The sequence below is a fragment of the Geodermatophilus obscurus genome (assembly GCF_900143215.1).
Classification (GTDB): Bacteria; Actinomycetota; Actinomycetes; order Mycobacteriales; family Geodermatophilaceae; genus Geodermatophilus; species Geodermatophilus obscurus_A.
On the sequence record NZ_FRDM01000003.1, the window covers coordinates 63,808 to 79,007 of the forward strand.

The following is a 15,200-nucleotide window of genomic DNA, read 5'->3' on the forward strand; positions in this document are numbered from 1 at the left end:
TCCGGAGCGCGGTGTCCTTCCGGAGCGCGGACGGCGCTGCACGACGGAGGGGGTGACGGACGTGACGGAACAGGACGGGAACGGCGGCGGTCTGCTGGTCACCGACGTGACGGTGGGGGACCGCGCCGGTCGGGCGGTGCTGGCGGCGGCCGGCCGGATCGCCTGGCTCGGGGACGCCGCGGACGCGCCCGCCGCCGCGCGGCAGGTCGCAGGGGAGGGGGCGCTGCTCACCCCCGCCTTCGTCGACGCCCACGTGCACGCCACGGCGACCGGTCTGGCCCTCACCGGTCTCGACCTCCACTCCAGCCTGAGCCTCCGCGACGCCGTCGCGGCGCTGCGGACCCACACCGGGGCGACACCCCGAGGCGTGCTGCTCGGCACCGGATGGGACGAGACCGGCTGGCCGGAGCGGCGCGGGCTGACCCGGCACGACGTGGACGCCGTCGTCGGCGACCGGCCCGCCTACCTCGCGCGGGTCGACGTGCACTCCGCCACCGTCTCGACCGCGCTGCTCGCACGGGTGCCCGGCATCGCCGCGCTGCCCGGTTTCTCCCCGGACGGGCAGCTGCGCCTGGACGCCCACCACGCCGCCCGCCGGGCGGCCTACGGCGCCGTGGACGCCGTCCAGCGCGGCGCCGCGCAGCGGACCACCCGCGCCGCTGCCGTCGTCCTGGGCATCGGCAGCCTGCACGAGATGGCCGGGCCCGAGGTCTCCGGCTCCGAGGACCTGGCGGGCCTGCTGGCGATCGCCGCCGCGGAGCCCGGGCCGCGGGTGCTCGGCTACTGGGGGGAGCTCACCGCGCGCGGCGGACTGGACGTGGTGCGCGACCTGGGCCTGGCCGGCGCCGGGGGTGACCTGTTCTGCGACGGCGCCCTCGGCTCGCACACCGCCGCGTTGAGCCGTCCTTACAGTGACCGACCCGAGACCGCCGGGCACCTGCGCTTCGACACGGCGTCGCTGGTCGAGCACGTGCGGGCCTGCACCCGCGCCGGCGTGCAGGCCGGCTTCCACGTCATCGGGGACGCCGCCGTGGAGCAGGTGCTCACCGCGGTCGGCACCGTGGTCGAGGAGCTGGGCGCGGCCGCGGTGCGGGCCTGCCGGCACCGCCTGGAGCACGTCGAGATGGTGTCCCCGGCGGCGGTCGACCGGTTGGCCGCGTGGGGCATGGTCGCCAGCGTGCAGCCGGCCTTCGACGCGGCCTGGGGCGGGGACGCCGGGATGTACGCCGCGCGGCTGGGGGTCGACCGGGCGCTGGGCACCAACCCGTTCGCCGACCTGGTCGACGCCGGTGTCCCGCTCGCCCTGGGCAGCGACGCCCCGGTCACCCCGATGGACCCGTGGGGCGGGGTGCACGCGGCGGTCGACCACCGGACGCCGGCCTCGGGGCTGCGCCCCTACGACGCCTTCGACGCCGCCACGCACGGCGGCTGGCACGCCGCGCGCGCCGAGCACCCGCAGGGGCCGCTGGCCGTCGGCGCGCCGGCAGACCTGGCGCTGTGGGCGACGACGGAGACGCTGTCCGCGGTCCTCGCCGGACGGGGGCGGCCCGCCTGCCGCCTGCTGCTGGTCGACGGCGCTGCGGTCCCGGGCCCTGCGGCCTAGGCGACGAACAGGTCCCGGTCGGTTCCAGGGTCCGCCGGGCGGCACGTTCCCGCCAGTGCCTGCAGTTCCACCCCGGGGCACCGGTAGCTGCTCCGCCGGATCAGCGCAGCCTCGCCGGGCACGCGGACGGACACCGCCCGGGTCGCGCCCGCCGGCGGCGCCGATCCGGGGTCCGGCACGGACGGGTGACGCCGGACTGGGCGACCGCCACACCGTTCCGGGATGGGATGCTGGGTCGCGGACCGCCGGCGAGGACGTCGGTGGCCGCGACCCCGTTCGACCGGCACGGGGGAAGGCAGCGACCGGGGACGCCGGCCGCACGGGCGCACGGGAGGCGCGGGTGCCGTCAGCGATCCCGACCGGCACCCTCGCACGGCCTTCCGGGTCCCCGGCCGCGGCGCCCGCGTCCGGCCGGCGGGTGGGTGGGCAGGCGGCATGGCGCACGCTGCTGGCCGCCGTCGCCGGGCTGCTGCTGCTGCTGGCCTTCCCCGGCTCCTCGCTGCCCTGGCTGGCACCGCTCGGCCCGGCCGCCCTGGCCCTCGCCGTCTCCGGGCAGCGCGTCCGCTCGGGGGCCTGGCTGGGGCTGGTGTGCGGGCTCGTCTTCTTCGTGCCGCTGCTGTCCTGGAGCGGCATCTTCGTCGGCGCGCTGCCGTGGCTGGCCCTGGCCAGCGCGCAGGCGGCGTACGTCGCCCTGCTCGGCGCGGCCAGCGCCGCCACGTCCCGGCTGCCGCTGTGGCCGCTGTGGGCGGCGGCCCTCTGGGTGGGCCAGGAGGCGCTGCGCGGCCGTCTCCCGTTCGGCGGGTTCCCGTGGGGGCGGCTGGGCCTGAGCCAGACCGAGGGCCCGTTCCTGGCGTTCGCCGCCTACGGCGGGGTGCCGCTGGTCGGCTTCGCCGTCGCGCTCACCGGCACGCTGCTGGCCGCCGCCGTGCTGCACCTGGTCCGGGGAGGACGGCGGACCGCGGCGCTGGCCGCGCTGGGGGCCGTGGCGGTGCCGGCGCTCGGCGGGCTGGCCTGGCTGCCGCTGCCGGGCTCCTCCCTCGCCGCCGGCGGCCCGACCCGCACGGTGGCGGTGGTCCAGGGCGACGTCCCGCAGCCGGGCCTGGAGTTCAACGAGCGCCGGCGGGCGGTGCTCGACAAACACGTCGACCAGACGACCCGGCTGGCCGAGGCCGTCGCGTCGGGGCAGCAGCCGCAGCCGGACCTCGTCGTCTGGCCGGAGAACAGCTCCGACATCGACCCGTACCGCAACGCCGACGCCGCCCGGCAGATCAGCCGGGCCGCCGACGCGATCGGTGCGCCGATCCTGGTGGGCGCCGTCGTCGGCGGACCGGGGGAGTTCATCAGCAACACCGCGATCGTGTGGGACCCGCAGAGCGGGCCCGGCGACACCTACGTCAAGCGCCACCCGGTGCCCTTCGCCGAGTACATCCCCTTCCGCGACTTCTTCCGCCTGTTCAGCGAGCACGTCGACCGGGTGAGCCGCGACTTCGCCGCCGGCGACCGGATCGGGCTGCTGGACGTCGGCGGAGCGCGGATCGCCGACGTCATCTGCTTCGAGGTGGTCTACGACGGCCTGGTGCACGACGCCGTCAGCGCCGGCGCCGGGATGATCGTCGTCCAGACCAACAACGCCACCTTCGGCTACAGCGCCGAGAGCGAGCAGCAGGTCGCCGCGGCCCGGGTACGGGCGGTGGAGTTCGGGCGCTCGGTCGCGCTCGCCTCCACCAGCGGCATCTCCGCGGTCATCGCGCCCGACGGCTCCCTGGCCGCCGCCTCGGGGCTGTTCGAGTCCGCCGTCTTCGTCGAGGAGATCGCGCAGCGGGACTCCAGCACCCTGGCCGAGCGGGTGGGCGCCGGGCCGGAGTGGCTGCTGAGCGCCCTGGGCGCCGGTGCGCTGCTCGCCGCGGCCGTGCCCGGGCTGCGCCGCCGGACCCGCGGGACAGCGGGGTGAGCGGGCGGCGGGTGCTGGTCGTCGTCCCCACCTACGACGAGGTGGACAACATCGAGCCCATCCTCGAGCGGCTGCACGCCAGCGTCCCGGACGCGCACGCCCTCGTGGTCGACGACGGCTCGCCCGACGGCACCGGTGAGCTGGCGGAGAAGCTGGCCGCCCTGGACCCGCGGGTGCACGTGCTGCGGCGGACCACCAAGGCCGGCCTGGGCCCGGCCTACGTCGCCGGGTTCCGGTGGGGGCGGGCGCGCGGCTACGACGTCCTGGTCGAGATGGACGCCGACGGTTCCCACCACCCCGAGCAGCTGCCCGCCCTGCTCACCGCGCTGGACGACGCCGATCTCGCGCTGGGCTCCCGGTACGTGCCCGGTGGCCGCGTGGAGGACTGGCCGCTGCACCGCCTGCTGCTCTCGCGGGCCGGCAACCTGTGGACCCGCTGGTCGCTGCGGCTGCCCCTGGCCGACGCCACCGGCGGCTTCCGGGCGGTGCACGGCGAGCTGGTCGACCGGCTGCCCTTCGACGACGTCGCCAGCCAGGGCTACTGCTTCCAGGTCGACTGGGTGTGGCGGGCGGTCCGGGCGGGCGCCCTCGTGGTCGAGGTGCCGATCACCTTCACCGAGCGCACCTCCGGGCGGAGCAAGATGAGCCGCTCGATCGTTCAAGAGGCGTTGGTACGGGTCACCTGGTGGGGCCTGCAGGACCGGCTGGCCGATCGGCTGCCGGGCCGGGTCCGCCACCCCGTGCCGGGACGAGCCCGCGACGGCGGGCGGTCGACCGCGGTCCGGTAGGCGGACCCGGGGCCGCCGGCGCGTGCGGGCGTGAGGGAGAGCCGTGGGACACCGCGTGCGCGTGCTGGCCGGCCTGTGGGCGCTGGCCGAGGTCGTCGTCCTCGTGCTGGTCGCCGCCTGGATCGGCGTGGGCTGGACGCTGCTGGCCACCCTGGCCACCACCGCCCTGGGCTGGGCCCTGCTGGCCCGCCAGGGCGCCCGGGCGCTCACCGAGCTGCGGCAGCGGGCCCGGGAGCGGCGGCCGCCCGGGCGGGCGCTGGGGGACGCCGGGCTGATCGCCGTCGGCGGCGCGCTGATGGTGCTGCCCGGCTTCCTGGGCGACGTCGTCGGGCTGCTGTGCCTGCTGCCGCCGACGCGCTTCCTCGTGCGCGGGCTGCTGGGCCGGGCGGTGGCCTCCCGGCTGCCGGTGGAGCTGCGCGGGCCGGTGCGGGTGCGCAGTGCCCGGACCGAGGGGGCGCCGTACCCGGGCGGTCCGTTCGGCACGGGTGCGCACGCCTCCGGGTTCGGGCGGCCGCTGGTCATCGAGGGCGAGGTCGTGCGGGAGGAGCGCCAACCGGGCACGCCGAGTTGATCATGGGGTCGTTGCCGGGAACACGCGCCGGCCCGCCGTCCGGCCCGGCAACAGTCCCATGATCGACCCGCGGCGGCGGCTGCCCCGGAACAGCGGACGGCCCCGGTGGGAAGTCCCACCGGGGCCGTCGACGATGGTGGAACGGCCCGCCTCCAGGGGCCCGCCGCGAGCTTGCGAGCGGTGGGGAGGCGGGCCCTTCCTCAGCTGGCGCGGGTCCGCCGGCCGCGGAGCACCTCGAGGCGCTCGGCCAGGACCTCCTCGAGGTCCTCCACCGAACGGCGCTCGAGCAGCATGTCCCAGTGCGTGCGCGGGGGCTTGACCTTCTTCGGTGCGGGCTCGGTGCCACCGACCAGCTTGGCGGCCGCCCCGTCGAACTTGCACTCCCAGGTGTCGGGGAGCTCCGCGTCGTCCGCGAAGGGCACGGTGAACAGGTGACCCGACGGGCACCGGTACTCCGCGTACTGCCGCTCGATCGGGGCGGTGTTCCGCTCGGTCTCGTAGCTCACGCTGCCCAGTCGGCTGCCCCGCAGGGAACGCTCGCCCATGGCACACCGTCCTCTCGTGCTGGTGGTGTCGGTCCGGACTCGCCGTCACAGCAGGGCAGTACCCCGTGAACGGCGGGATCAAGAGGACCAACGACAGAGTTCGCGGAGAGATTCCGCGGAATCGGTCCCGAATCATCGCATGGGGTGGTATTGCGACGCCTGACCACCCCCCGACGAGGGAGCTCGGGGACTTCGTCGGGACCGGACGTCGCGCCTCAGCGCAGCGCGAGCTGACCCGGCCCGGCCGCCGTCGGCCCGAGCTGCCCGAGCACGTGGTGGCGCCGGCAGAGCACCTGGTAGTGGACGTCGGCGTCCCGTTCGTCGGGTGCCGGCGTCGGCGCGGTGTCGGCGACCACGACGGTCTCGCCCTCGCGGGCCACCTCCCCGTCGACGACCCGGGCGTTGAGCAGCCCGGGCAGCCCGCACCAGCACAGCACCTCGACCTGGATGCGCTGCACGTCGTCGGCGACCTCGAGCAGCCGCTGGGTGCCCGGGAACAGCCGCGTGCGGAAGTCGGTGGTCAGCCCGAAGGCGTAGACGTCGACGTGCGACTCGTCGACCAGCTCGGCCAGCTGGTCGACCTGACCCGCCGTGAGGAACTGCGCCTCGTCGACGATCAGGTAGTCCACCCGGTCGCCCGCCGCCCAGGAGGCGCGCACCAGCAGCCGCAGGTCGGTGCCGGCGTCCACCTCGAGCGCCTCGCGGCACAGCCCGACCCGGGAGCTGATCTGCGGCCGGGCCGAGCGGTCGCCCTGGGTCAGCAGCAGGCCCCGCCGTCCCTGCCGGCTGTGGTTGTGGTCGACCTGCAGGGCCAGCGTGGACTTCCCGCAGTCCATCGGCCCGTGGAAGAAGCGGAGGTGCGCCGGCGCGGGATGGCGACGGCGGTCGCCGGCGGCGGGGACGACGGACAGCCGGGACGGCCTCGCCTGCTCGGTCACAGCCGCTCCGGTGGGGTGTTGCCCGCCGCGAGGACCGCGCGGCGGATGGGCAGCGTGGCCAGCGCGACGAAGCCGGCCACGAAGAAGACGACGAGGCTGACGATGGCCAGCCGGTAGGAGCCGGTCAGCTGGTAGGTCAGTCCGAAGGCCAGCGGGCCCAGCCAGCTGGTGCCGCGGTCGCTGATCTCGTAGAAGCCGTAGTACTCGGCCTCCTTGCCGGCCGGGATGAGCTGGCTGAACAGCGACCGGGACAGCGCCTGGGTGCCGCCCTGCACCAGCCCGATGACGGCGGCCAGCGCGTAGAACTGGCCGACCGCGCCGGCCTGGAGGAAGTAGGCGGCGACCAGCACGCCGATCCACGCCACCAGCGCGCCCAGCACGACCCGCTTGGCCCCGAACCGGGCGGCCAGCCGGCCCAAGCCCAGCGCGCCGGCGATGGCCACCACCTGGACCATCAGGATCGCGCCGGTCAGCACCGACTGCTCCAGGCCCAGTTCCTCGGTGGCGTAGGTGGCCGACAGCGAGATGACGGTCTGCACGCCGTCGTTGAACAGCAGGTACGCGCCGAGGAACCACAGCGTCAGCGGAAAGGCCCGCATCTCGCGCATCGTCGTGGCGAGCTGGCGGAAGCCGCTGCGCGGCCGGCCGGCGACCTCCCGCACCGGCCGGTTGCGCAGCCGGGAGACGCTGAAGACGGTGAACGCGCCCCACCACAGGCCTGCCGTGGCCAGGCAGATCCGCACCGCCTCGCCGGTGGTCAGCCCCAGGGACGGCGCCCCGAGCACCAGCCCCAGGTGGACGGCGAGCAGCAGCGCACCGCCGACGTAGCCGAACGCCCAGCCGCGGCTGGAGACGGCGTCGCGCTCGTCGGGGCCGGCCAGGTCCGGCAGCCACGAGTAGTAGACGACGGTGGCCGCGCCGAAGCTGATGTTGGCCAGGATGAACAACAGCGCGCCGAGCAGGTAGCGGCCGTCGGCGACGAAGTACAGGGCCGTGGTGGCCAGGGCGCCGAGCGCCGCGAAGCCGGCCAGCATCTCCCGCTTCCGCCCGGTGCGGTCGGCCACGGCGCCGGTCAGCGGCAGCACGAGGACCTGCACGAGCACCGAGGCCGACAGCACGTAGGAGAACCAGCTGCCCGGCGGGATGGACAGCCCGAGGAAGCCCAGCCGGCCGTCGGGCCCGGCCGCCTCCTCGGCGACCGACGTCAGGTACGGCCCGAGGAACACCGTGGTGACGCTGGTGTTGAACACCGACATCGCCCAGTCGTAGGAGTACCAGCCGAAACGCTCGCGGCGCAGCGCGGGGTCGGCGGGGGGACTGGTCGGCCCGGTGGTGGCGGCGGTCGTCACGGCCGCAGGGTGTCAGCCGGGGTGGGGGTCGTCCAGCAGGCGCTGGTCGTGCCGGATGTCGTCGGGGTGGCGCCGCCGGGGGAGGCTGCGGCGTTCACCGCGGGACCCACTGGCCACGCCGCTCGAGGAGGTCGCGCAGCATCGCCGGCCGGTCGGTCATCACGCCGTCCACACCGAGGTCGAGGACCGCCTCCGCCTCGGCCTCGGTGTCCACCGTCCAGACGTGCACCTGCAGCCCCCGGGCGTGCGCGGCGGCGATGAAGCGCTCGTCGACCAGCGCCCGGCCGCCCAGCTGGAGGGGCACCTGCGCGCAGCCGGCCGGGATGCGCACCAGGGCGGCGGCCCGGGGGGAGTAGGAGGACAACCGCAGCGCCGCGACACCGCGCGGGCCGAGCGAGGTGCACACTGCGGGCCCGAACACGCGGCGGGCCGCGGCGACCCGGGCGTCGGAGAAGGAGCCCAGGCAGATGCGGTCCTCGGCTCCCAGCCGCCGGACGGCCCGGGCCAGTGGACCCACCACACCGGGCGCCTTGATGTCGAGGTTGACGCGGACGTCGGGCCAGGCGCCGAGCAGGTCCTCGAGCCGGAGGACGGGTTCGCGCCCGCCGATGTTGGCGGCGGCCAGCTCCGACCACGGCAGCTGGTCGACCCGGCCGGTGCGGTCGGTGACGCGGTCGAGGGTCGGGTCGTGGAAGACGATCGGCACGCCGTCGGCGCTGACCCGGACGTCGGTCTCCAGGTAGCGGTACCCCATGGCGACGCATGCCTCGAAGGCCGGCATGGTGTTCTCCAGGTGCTCGATCGCCCCACCCCGGTGGGCCATCGCGATGGGCGTCGGCCCGTCGAGGAACGCGTACCGGACCGGGCCCACGCCGACACGCTAACGCCGCTGGTCCCCGCGCCGGCCGGGGTCTCGTCCGACCCGTCGCGCCGGACCGGTCCGTCCCGCCCGTGGCGGCCGGTCGACGGGGTGGGTCCGGCGTGTTCTGCGGTTCTGTCGGTACCGACGTCTACGGTGCGCAGCGTGGCACAGCGAGACACGATCCGGACGATCCCCGAGGAGGCGACGACCGAGACCGGGCGGCCCAGCCCGCGCAGGGGGAGCGGCAACGAGCGCCGCTGCGGCTGGTGCCGCCGCGTGCTCCCCCAGCAGGGGTCGGTCGGCCGGCCGCGTCAGTACTGCGGGCAGGCCTGCCGGCAGCGGGCCTACGAGCAACGCTCGGCGACGGCGAAGGCCGGCCTGTCCGGTGACGTCGTGCTGGTCACCCGCGCGGAACTCGACGGCCTGCAGGACCGGCTGTACCAGCTGCGCTGCGCCATCGAGGACGTCGAGACCCTCCTCGGCGAACGGCACACCAAGGCCGAGCTGGAACGCTCCCTGCAGGACCTGGTGCGGTCGACCGGCCGGCTCGACAGGCTCTGGGTCTCCGAGCGCGCCGCCGGCTGACCGCACCCGCTGCAGGCGTCAGCCGTCGTCGGAGTCGTCGTTGCCGCCGCCCTGCTCGACGCCGTCCTCCGGGTCGGACAGGTCGGGCACGTTGTCCTGCGACGGGTCGGACTCGTCGTCGGTCTCGACGTTCGGCGGGACGTTCTCGTCGGTGCTGCCGTCGTTCTGGTCCTGCCCGGCTGCCTGACAGGCGGTCATCGTCGCGCCGCCTCCGAAGAGCGCCAGGGCGGTCACGAGGGCGGCGATCGGGCGTCGGAGTTGCATGTCTCGACCCTAGGCAGCGCCCGTGCCGCGCGCCCGTCGAGCCGCTCACCCATCCGTCATAACGTCACAGTGACGGAACGGCGTATAGGTGGGAGGGGGAGGGGAGGGAGAGGAGGGTGACCTCGTAGGAAGAGGGGTGGCGGGACGGCGTCGGGCGTGGTCGAACCGTCCAACACGTGCGAGTCGGCCAGGCGCCACGCCTCCTGCGTTGCAGCCGAGCTCGTCAGTCGCCGGCAGGTCGCACGTCACACGAGACTGTCATGAGCTCTCGATAGCTTCGCGAGGGCAATCCTCCGACAACGGTGACGACCGCTGTGGAGGTGTAGGCGACAGGATGGAGTGGTTATGGGTGCGGATGCACGGGATGCGGCGAATATGCAACAAGTCGCGCAGCCCGCCGGCGCGCATCGAAACCCCGTTCCTATTGAGCACACTTGCGACAGATCCGACATCAGTCGCTGTGCATGTAGCAGGGCCCGGCAGCGCGAACGCCGTCGGGAACGGGCACGGGACCGCGCTTCAGCGGCACGTCAGGTTCGCGAGGAACGGCAAGCCGCGCAGTGGGTGAAGGAACCGGTGCCACGACCACGCAAGGTCCTCATGGATCCACTCGTTCACACGTGTGACGAAACGGACCGGAAACGATGCGAATGCTATCGCACGTGGATGCGCGAGTATCAGCGGAGGCGTCGAGCGGGCACGGGGCGCACAGTTGACGTCAATCGTCGCGCCAATCTCTGGCGGCTCTACCAAGTGACGCCGGAGCAGATCGAGGCCATGCGAGTCGCTCAGGGAAACCGATGTGCGATCTGCGGACGCCACGAGGACGAGATCGCTCAGGATGTGGGCGGCCGGCCCCGCCTGGACGGCACCCGGGCCGCCAAACGTGGCCTGGTCGTCGACCACTGCCACAGGGACGGGCATGTCCGCGCGCTGCTCTGCGCTGGCTGCAACGCCGGCCTGGGTCACTTCGGCGATGACGCCGCACGGCTCCGGGCTGCGGCCGATTGGCTCGATGGACTCCCCGACGTTGTCCGATAATGCACATTATGTTAACTTGCCCGCCGCAACCCTCCTCGTCGGACCTGACTACGACAGCGTCAGCACGTCGTAGTCGGCGAAGCGCCGGTCCGCCGTAACGAGGACGAACCGCCGGCGGGCGGCCTGGGCGATGAGCATGCGGTCGAACGGGTCGGCGTGGTGTCGCGGTAGTGCGCCAGCTGCCACGCCGTCCTCCACGGTGACCGACAGCTCACCGAAGCCCTGGCGTCCGAGCTCCCCGGTGAGGTCTCCAGGGATCGTCAGCTTGCCCAGCCCCGCCTTGATCGCCATCTCCCACGCCGACGCTGCCGACACCACGACCGGCCTCGCGGGGTCGGCGATGGCCTCGCGCATCGTCGGCGTCAACCGGTCGTCCTCGGCCAACCACCACAGCACCACGTGCGTGTCCAACAGCAGCGTCACGGGCCGGTGTCGCCGTGGAAGGCGGCGATCAGATGCTCGGGCGTCTCGTCGAAGTCGTCAGCGATCACGACCTGCCCCCGCCACGCCCCTGGCGTCCGCGGCTGGGTCCGCATCGTGGCCGGCACCAGCCGGGCGATCGGCTTGCCGGCCCGAGCGATGACTACATCCTCCCCCGCCTCGACGGCCTCGAGGAGCCGTGAGAGGTGGGTCTTCGCCTCGTGGACGTTGACGGTCATGGACACGAACCCAGAGTATGACTAAGTCCGACTAAGTCAACCGAAAGCCGCTCGGTCACCCCGTTCCGTCACGTGACATTGCCCCGCTCGAGCGGGCGCCGAGGAGCGCGGCACGTGCGGCGGGTTGGGAGCCGTCGATGAGTCCGCCGGCGCCGGAGGGTCCACCCGTCGACATCTCACCGAGAGGAATCCCGTGCCCAGCAACGTCATCCCGATGATCATCACTCACGACCTCGAGCGCCTGGCGCGCTTTTACGCAGGCGTCGCGGGCGCCAGGGAAACCAGCCGCACACCTGACACCGGGCCGACCTTCTACCTCGGCCTCCAGATCGGCAGCTCCGAGTTGGGCATCGTCGCCGACAACGGTGTCGAGGGCGCTCCGGCCGGGCGCGTGCTGCTGAGCATCGAGGTGCCTGACGTCGACGCCGCCCTGTCCCGGGTCGAGTCGCTCGGTGGTCAGGCGCCGGCTCCTGCCAACGACATGCCGTGGGGCCAACGCGTCGCCCACGTGAAGGACCCGGACGGCAACGCCGTGAACCTGACGACGTCCACCTGAGGCGCCACGACTTCTCGTCTCGCCCGCCACGCACCAGGCGCCCGCTCCCCCGATGCCAGGGGTTTCGTTGTGGTGTTGTTGATGGGGCTTTGGATCTCCGTGATGAGGTGATTACTTGTTGGGGATAACGGAGTCGGGATCGACATCCAACGGCATCCGGTCGACCGCGGTGCCACCTCTTCCACATCGGCGACCGCTGCGTCGCTCGGAACCGTGTCGAGCGAGCGGCGTTCACAGCCGGGTGCGGTTGACTCCGCGCCGTGGACGTCGTCGGGGAGCTCTGGGACCGCGTCACCACTCCCCTGCCTCAGCTGCCGACGACGGTCCTGGCGGGCGCTCTCCTGGCGGCCGCCGTCGTCGTCCTCTCCCCCGCCCTGTGGCGGCCGGCCCGGACCGTCGTGACCATCGCCCACGAGGGCGCGCACGGGCTGGTGGCCCTGGCCGCCGGTCGCCGGCTGGCGGGCATCCGGCTGCACTCGGACACCTCGGGGCTGACCGTGTCGGCGGGGCGGCCGAGCGGGCTCGGGATGGTGCTCACCTGCGCGGCGGGCTACACCGGCCCGGCGCTGTTCGGGCTGGGCGCGGCGGCCCTGCTGGCCGCCGGCCACGCCGTCGGGCTGCTGTGGGCGCTGCTGGGCCTGCTGGCGCTGCTGCTGGTGCAGATCCGCAACTGGTACGGGCTGTGGGCGGTGCTGGCCACCGGCGCCGTCGTCCTGGCCGTGACCGGGTGGCTGCCGGCGGCCGGGCAGGCCGCGTTCGCGGCCGCCGGCACGTGGTTCCTGCTGCTGGCCGCGCCGAAGACGGTGCTCGAGCTGCAGCGGGCCCGCCGCCGCCGGTCGGCGCCGGACTCCGACGCCGACCAGCTGGCCCGCCTCACCCGCCTGCCGGCACTGCTGTGGGTCGGCATCTTCCTGTTGGTCGACGTCGGCGCACTGCTCCTCGGCGGCTGGTGGCTGCTGGGCTGACTCTCCTCGTTCTCCCGCAAGGCCGCGGCCGCCCTCCGGGGCCCGCTGGCCCGAGCCCGGATCCCGCCCTGAGCTGCGGAGGGTGGGGAGGACGGGGTCCTCTCACGAGGCGTGCGGAGGGAGGGTGGTCCTTCTTCAGCGCCGGCCGCGCCGCCGGGGGGCCACGCCGTACGGCTGGGAGACCGGCGCGACCCCCGGCGGGGGTGGGATGGCGGCGGTCACCTCGTCCTCGGTCACGGTGAGCCGGCGCCCGTGGTGGTGGACGTCGAGCGGGTCGCCGTCGAGGAGCCGGTAGGTGGCCTCCGCCGGCGTCACGGTCACCACGAGCAGCCGGCCCTGGTAGTTCAGCCGGAACCGCAGCCGGGTGATCCGCTCGGGCAAGCGGGGGGCGAACACCAGCCGCCCGTCGTGGTCGCGCATCCCGCCGAACCCGGCGACGGCGACGGTCCAGCCGCCGGCCAGCGAGGCGATGTGCAGGCCGTGCCCGGAGTTGCCGTGCAGGTTCTGCAGGTCGGTCAGGGTGGCCTCGCCCCAGTAGTCGTAGGCCAGCGCCAGGTGACCGGTCTCGGCGGCCACCACGCCCTGCTGGGTGGCCGACAGCGAGGAGTCGCGCACCGTCCGCGCCTCGTAGTAGGCGAAGTCGGCGCTCTTCTCCTCGGGGGTGAAGGCGTCCCCGCGCAGGTGCAGCGCCATCACCAGGTCCGCCTGCTTGATCACCTGCTTGCGGTAGATGTCGAAGTACGGGTAGTGCAGCAGGAGCGGGTAGCAGTCCGGCGGGGTGGCCTCGAAGTCCCACTCCTCGTGGTGGGTGAAGGCGTCGGACTGCATGTGCACGCCGCGCCGGGTGTCGTAGGGCACCGCCATCAGCGCGGCCGCGCGGTCCCAGCGGATGGTCTCGTCCTCGGTGACACCGAGCCGGCCGGCGACGTCGGGCTGCCGCTCCACCGCCGCGATCGCCTCGCGCAGGTTCCGCTGTGCCATCAGGTTCGTGTAGACGTTGTTGTCCACGACGGCGGTGTACTCGTCGGGGCCGGTGACGCCGTCGATGCGGAAGCCGTGCTCGTCGTCGAAGTGCCCCAGCGAGGCCCACAGCCGGGCGGTCTCGATCAGCAGCTCGGCGCCGTGGTCGCGGTCGAACTCCTCGTCGGCGGTGGCGTTGTGGTACCGGACGACGGCGTCGGCGATGTCGGCGTTGATGTGGAAGGCCGCCGTCCCCGCCGGCCAGTAGCCCGAGGTCTCCTCCCCGCGGATCGTGCGCCACGGGAAGGCCGCGCCCTCCAGCCCGAGCTCCCGGGCGCGGTCCCGGGCCAGGTCGAGGGTGGAGTGCCGCCAGCGCAGCGCGTCGCGCGCCGCCGCCGGGGCGATGTAGGTGAGCACGGGGAGCACGTAGGTTTCGGTATCCCAGAAGGTGTGCCCGTCGTAGCCGGGACCGGTCAGTCCCTTGGCCGGGATGGGCTGGCGCTCGGCCCGCAGCCCGGCCTGCAGCAGGTGGAAGACGCCGACCCGCACCGCCTGCTGCAGCTCGTCGTCCCCCTCGATCTCGACGTCGGCGTGCTGCCAGTGCTCGTCGAGCACCTCGCGCTGCTCGCGCAGCAGCCGCTCGAAGCCGGCGAGCTTGGCGGTGGCCAGCGCCCCCTCCACCTGGTCGCGCAGCGCGGCGGCCGACCGCCGGGACGACCAGCCGTAGGACAGGAACTTGACCAGCTTGACCGACGAGCCCTGCGGCAGCCGGGCGGCGAGCGCGAAGCGGGCCAGGTCGTCGGTGGCCTCGACGTCGGTCGTGGAGGTGTCGGGCACCTCGACCACGTGGTCCATGCCGGCGGCCATCCGCAGCCGGCTGCGCTTGGTGCGGTGCACCAGCACCGCCCGCTGTCCGCGGGCCACGGCCATCTCGTTGACCAGCGGGCGGGCCAGCGCCGCGGCCGCGCGCGGGTCGTCGGCCTCCGAGCCGCTGTCCACCGGCTCGTTGGCCAGCAGGTCCGACTGCAGGGCGATGTAGAGGTCCCCCTGCCCGTCGGTGCACTCCACGGTGTACTCGATGGCGGCGATCGAGCGGCGGCGCAGCGACACCATCCGCGTGCTCGTCACGGTCACCACCCGCCCGTTCGGCGAGCGCCACTCGGTGCTGCGGCGCAGCAGGCCGCGGCGCAGGTCCAGCGTGCGCCGGTGCTCGATGATCTCGCCGTAGTCCAGGTCCAGCGGGGAGTCGCCGACCAGCAGCCGGATCAGCTTGCCGTCGGTCACGTTGACCACGGTCTGCCCCTGCTCGGGGAAGCCGTACCCGGCCTCGGCGTAGGGCAGCGGCCGCTCCTCGAAGAAGCCGTTGAGGTAGGTGCCCGGAACGACGACCGGCTCGCCCTCCTCGAACGACCCGCGCATGCCGATGTGCCCGTTGGACAGCGCGAACACCGACTCGTGCACGGCCAGGGACGCGTGGTCCAGCCCCGTCTCGGTCAGCGCCCACGGCTCGATCGGGAAGTGCGGCCGCCCCTCCGTCACGGTGCCCCCTCGCCGGGCCGGGCC

16 protein-coding genes are annotated in these 15,200 nt (G+C 74.1%); 8 read left to right on the forward strand and 8 right to left on the reverse strand.

The window, feature by feature from the left end; translation table 11 throughout:
- The first annotated feature begins 61 nt into the window (after window positions 1-61).
- The 4 genes from BUB17_RS04230 (at window position 62) to BUB17_RS04250 (ending at window position 4,913) form a co-directional block, all read left to right on the forward strand.
- Entirely contained in the window at window positions 62-1,603 is a 1,542-nt protein-coding gene (locus BUB17_RS04230) for an amidohydrolase (RefSeq protein WP_072914543.1), read from the forward strand.
- A 340-nt stretch (window positions 1,604-1,943) separates the two neighbouring features.
- The gene (gene lnt, locus BUB17_RS04240) at window positions 1,944-3,554 is read left to right on the forward strand and encodes an apolipoprotein N-acyltransferase (RefSeq protein WP_072913937.1); all 1,611 of its coding nucleotides are present in this window, start codon (window positions 1,944-1,946) and stop codon (window positions 3,552-3,554) included.
- Window positions 3,551-4,342 carry a polyprenol monophosphomannose synthase gene (locus BUB17_RS04245; protein WP_072913941.1) on the forward strand — a complete coding sequence of 264 codons (792 nt, stop codon included), beginning with the start codon at window positions 3,551-3,553 and terminating at the stop codon, window positions 4,340-4,342. Before lnt ends, BUB17_RS04245 begins: the two co-directional genes overlap by 4 nt.
- A gap of 43 nt (window positions 4,343-4,385) precedes the next feature.
- The gene (locus tag BUB17_RS04250) at window positions 4,386-4,913 is read left to right on the forward strand and encodes an FxsA family protein (RefSeq protein ID WP_072913943.1); all 528 of its coding nucleotides are present in this window, start codon (window positions 4,386-4,388) and stop codon (window positions 4,911-4,913) included.
- A gap of 200 nt (window positions 4,914-5,113) precedes the next feature.
- Here the strand turns inward: BUB17_RS04250 and BUB17_RS04255 are convergent, their stop codons facing one another.
- The 4 genes from BUB17_RS04255 to BUB17_RS04270 form a co-directional block, all read right to left on the reverse strand.
- Window positions 5,114-5,458, reverse strand: coding sequence for an RNA polymerase-binding protein RbpA (locus BUB17_RS04255; protein WP_012948772.1), 345 nt, complete (start codon window positions 5,456-5,458; stop codon window positions 5,114-5,116).
- A 215-nt stretch (window positions 5,459-5,673) separates the two neighbouring features.
- Window positions 5,674-6,396, reverse strand: a complete 723-nt coding sequence (locus BUB17_RS04260) for a thymidine kinase (RefSeq protein WP_072913946.1) — start codon at window positions 6,394-6,396, stop codon at window positions 5,674-5,676.
- Window positions 6,393-7,745 (reverse strand): MFS transporter, encoded by a 1,353-nt coding sequence (locus BUB17_RS04265; protein WP_072913950.1) that lies wholly within the window; start codon window positions 7,743-7,745, stop codon window positions 6,393-6,395. Before BUB17_RS04265 ends, BUB17_RS04260 begins: the two co-directional genes overlap by 4 nt.
- Before the next feature lie 94 nt (window positions 7,746-7,839).
- Window positions 7,840-8,616 (reverse strand): glycerophosphodiester phosphodiesterase family protein, encoded by a 777-nt coding sequence (locus BUB17_RS04270; protein ID WP_175561269.1) that lies wholly within the window; start codon window positions 8,614-8,616, stop codon window positions 7,840-7,842.
- A gap of 153 nt (window positions 8,617-8,769) precedes the next feature.
- On the opposite strand from BUB17_RS04270, the gene BUB17_RS04275 reads away from it, so the two are divergent.
- Window positions 8,770-9,192, forward strand: a complete 423-nt coding sequence (locus BUB17_RS04275) for a hypothetical protein (RefSeq protein WP_244276907.1) — start codon at window positions 8,770-8,772, stop codon at window positions 9,190-9,192.
- 18 nt (window positions 9,193-9,210) lie between these two features.
- Here the strand turns inward: BUB17_RS04275 and BUB17_RS04280 are convergent, their stop codons facing one another.
- A complete protein-coding gene (locus BUB17_RS04280) occupies window positions 9,211-9,456 on the reverse strand; it encodes a hypothetical protein (protein ID WP_072913954.1) in 246 nt (81 codons plus the stop codon).
- Between the two features lie 666 nt (window positions 9,457-10,122).
- On the opposite strand from BUB17_RS04280, the gene BUB17_RS28495 reads away from it, so the two are divergent.
- Window positions 10,123-10,497 carry an endonuclease domain-containing protein gene (locus tag BUB17_RS28495; RefSeq protein ID WP_175561270.1) on the forward strand — a complete coding sequence of 125 codons (375 nt, stop codon included), beginning with the start codon at window positions 10,123-10,125 and terminating at the stop codon, window positions 10,495-10,497.
- A 48-nt stretch (window positions 10,498-10,545) separates the two neighbouring features.
- On the opposite strand, the gene BUB17_RS04290 is transcribed toward BUB17_RS28495, so the two are convergent.
- Window positions 10,546-10,920 (reverse strand): type II toxin-antitoxin system VapC family toxin, encoded by a 375-nt coding sequence (locus BUB17_RS04290; RefSeq protein ID WP_072913960.1) that lies wholly within the window; start codon window positions 10,918-10,920, stop codon window positions 10,546-10,548.
- Window positions 10,917-11,156: a type II toxin-antitoxin system Phd/YefM family antitoxin gene (locus BUB17_RS04295; RefSeq protein WP_072914569.1), complete on the reverse strand. Its 240-nt coding sequence runs from the start codon at window positions 11,154-11,156 to the stop codon at window positions 10,917-10,919. The genes BUB17_RS04290 and BUB17_RS04295 overlap by 4 nt, the downstream gene beginning before the upstream one ends.
- A gap of 193 nt (window positions 11,157-11,349) precedes the next feature.
- On the opposite strand from BUB17_RS04295, the gene BUB17_RS04300 reads away from it, so the two are divergent.
- Window positions 11,350-11,712 carry a VOC family protein gene (locus tag BUB17_RS04300; protein ID WP_208983309.1) on the forward strand — a complete coding sequence of 121 codons (363 nt, stop codon included), beginning with the start codon at window positions 11,350-11,352 and terminating at the stop codon, window positions 11,710-11,712.
- Between the two features lie 260 nt (window positions 11,713-11,972).
- Window positions 11,973-12,677: a M50 family metallopeptidase gene (locus BUB17_RS04305; RefSeq protein WP_072913964.1), complete on the forward strand. Its 705-nt coding sequence runs from the start codon at window positions 11,973-11,975 to the stop codon at window positions 12,675-12,677.
- Window positions 12,678-12,812: 135 nt separating this feature from the next.
- Here BUB17_RS04305 and BUB17_RS04310 read toward each other — a convergent pair whose 3' ends face one another.
- Window positions 12,813-15,176, reverse strand: coding sequence for a glycoside hydrolase family 65 protein (locus tag BUB17_RS04310; protein WP_072913968.1), 2,364 nt, complete (start codon window positions 15,174-15,176; stop codon window positions 12,813-12,815).
- Window positions 15,177-15,200: the final 24 nt, after the last annotated feature.

What these genes read in the sequence shown, in the direction of transcription:
- BUB17_RS04255 (WP_012948772.1), bottom strand. Translation starts at nt 5,458, where the DNA reads ATGGGCGAGCGTTCCCTGCGGGGCAGCCGACTGGGCAGCGTGAGCTAC.
- BUB17_RS04280 (WP_072913954.1), bottom strand. Translation starts at nt 9,456, where the DNA reads ATGCAACTCCGACGCCCGATCGCCGCCCTCGTGACCGCCCTGGCGCTC.
- BUB17_RS28495 (WP_175561270.1), top strand. Translation starts at nt 10,123, where the DNA reads ATGCGCGAGTATCAGCGGAGGCGTCGAGCGGGCACGGGGCGCACAGTT.
- BUB17_RS04295 (WP_072914569.1), bottom strand. Translation starts at nt 11,156, where the DNA reads ATGACCGTCAACGTCCACGAGGCGAAGACCCACCTCTCACGGCTCCTC.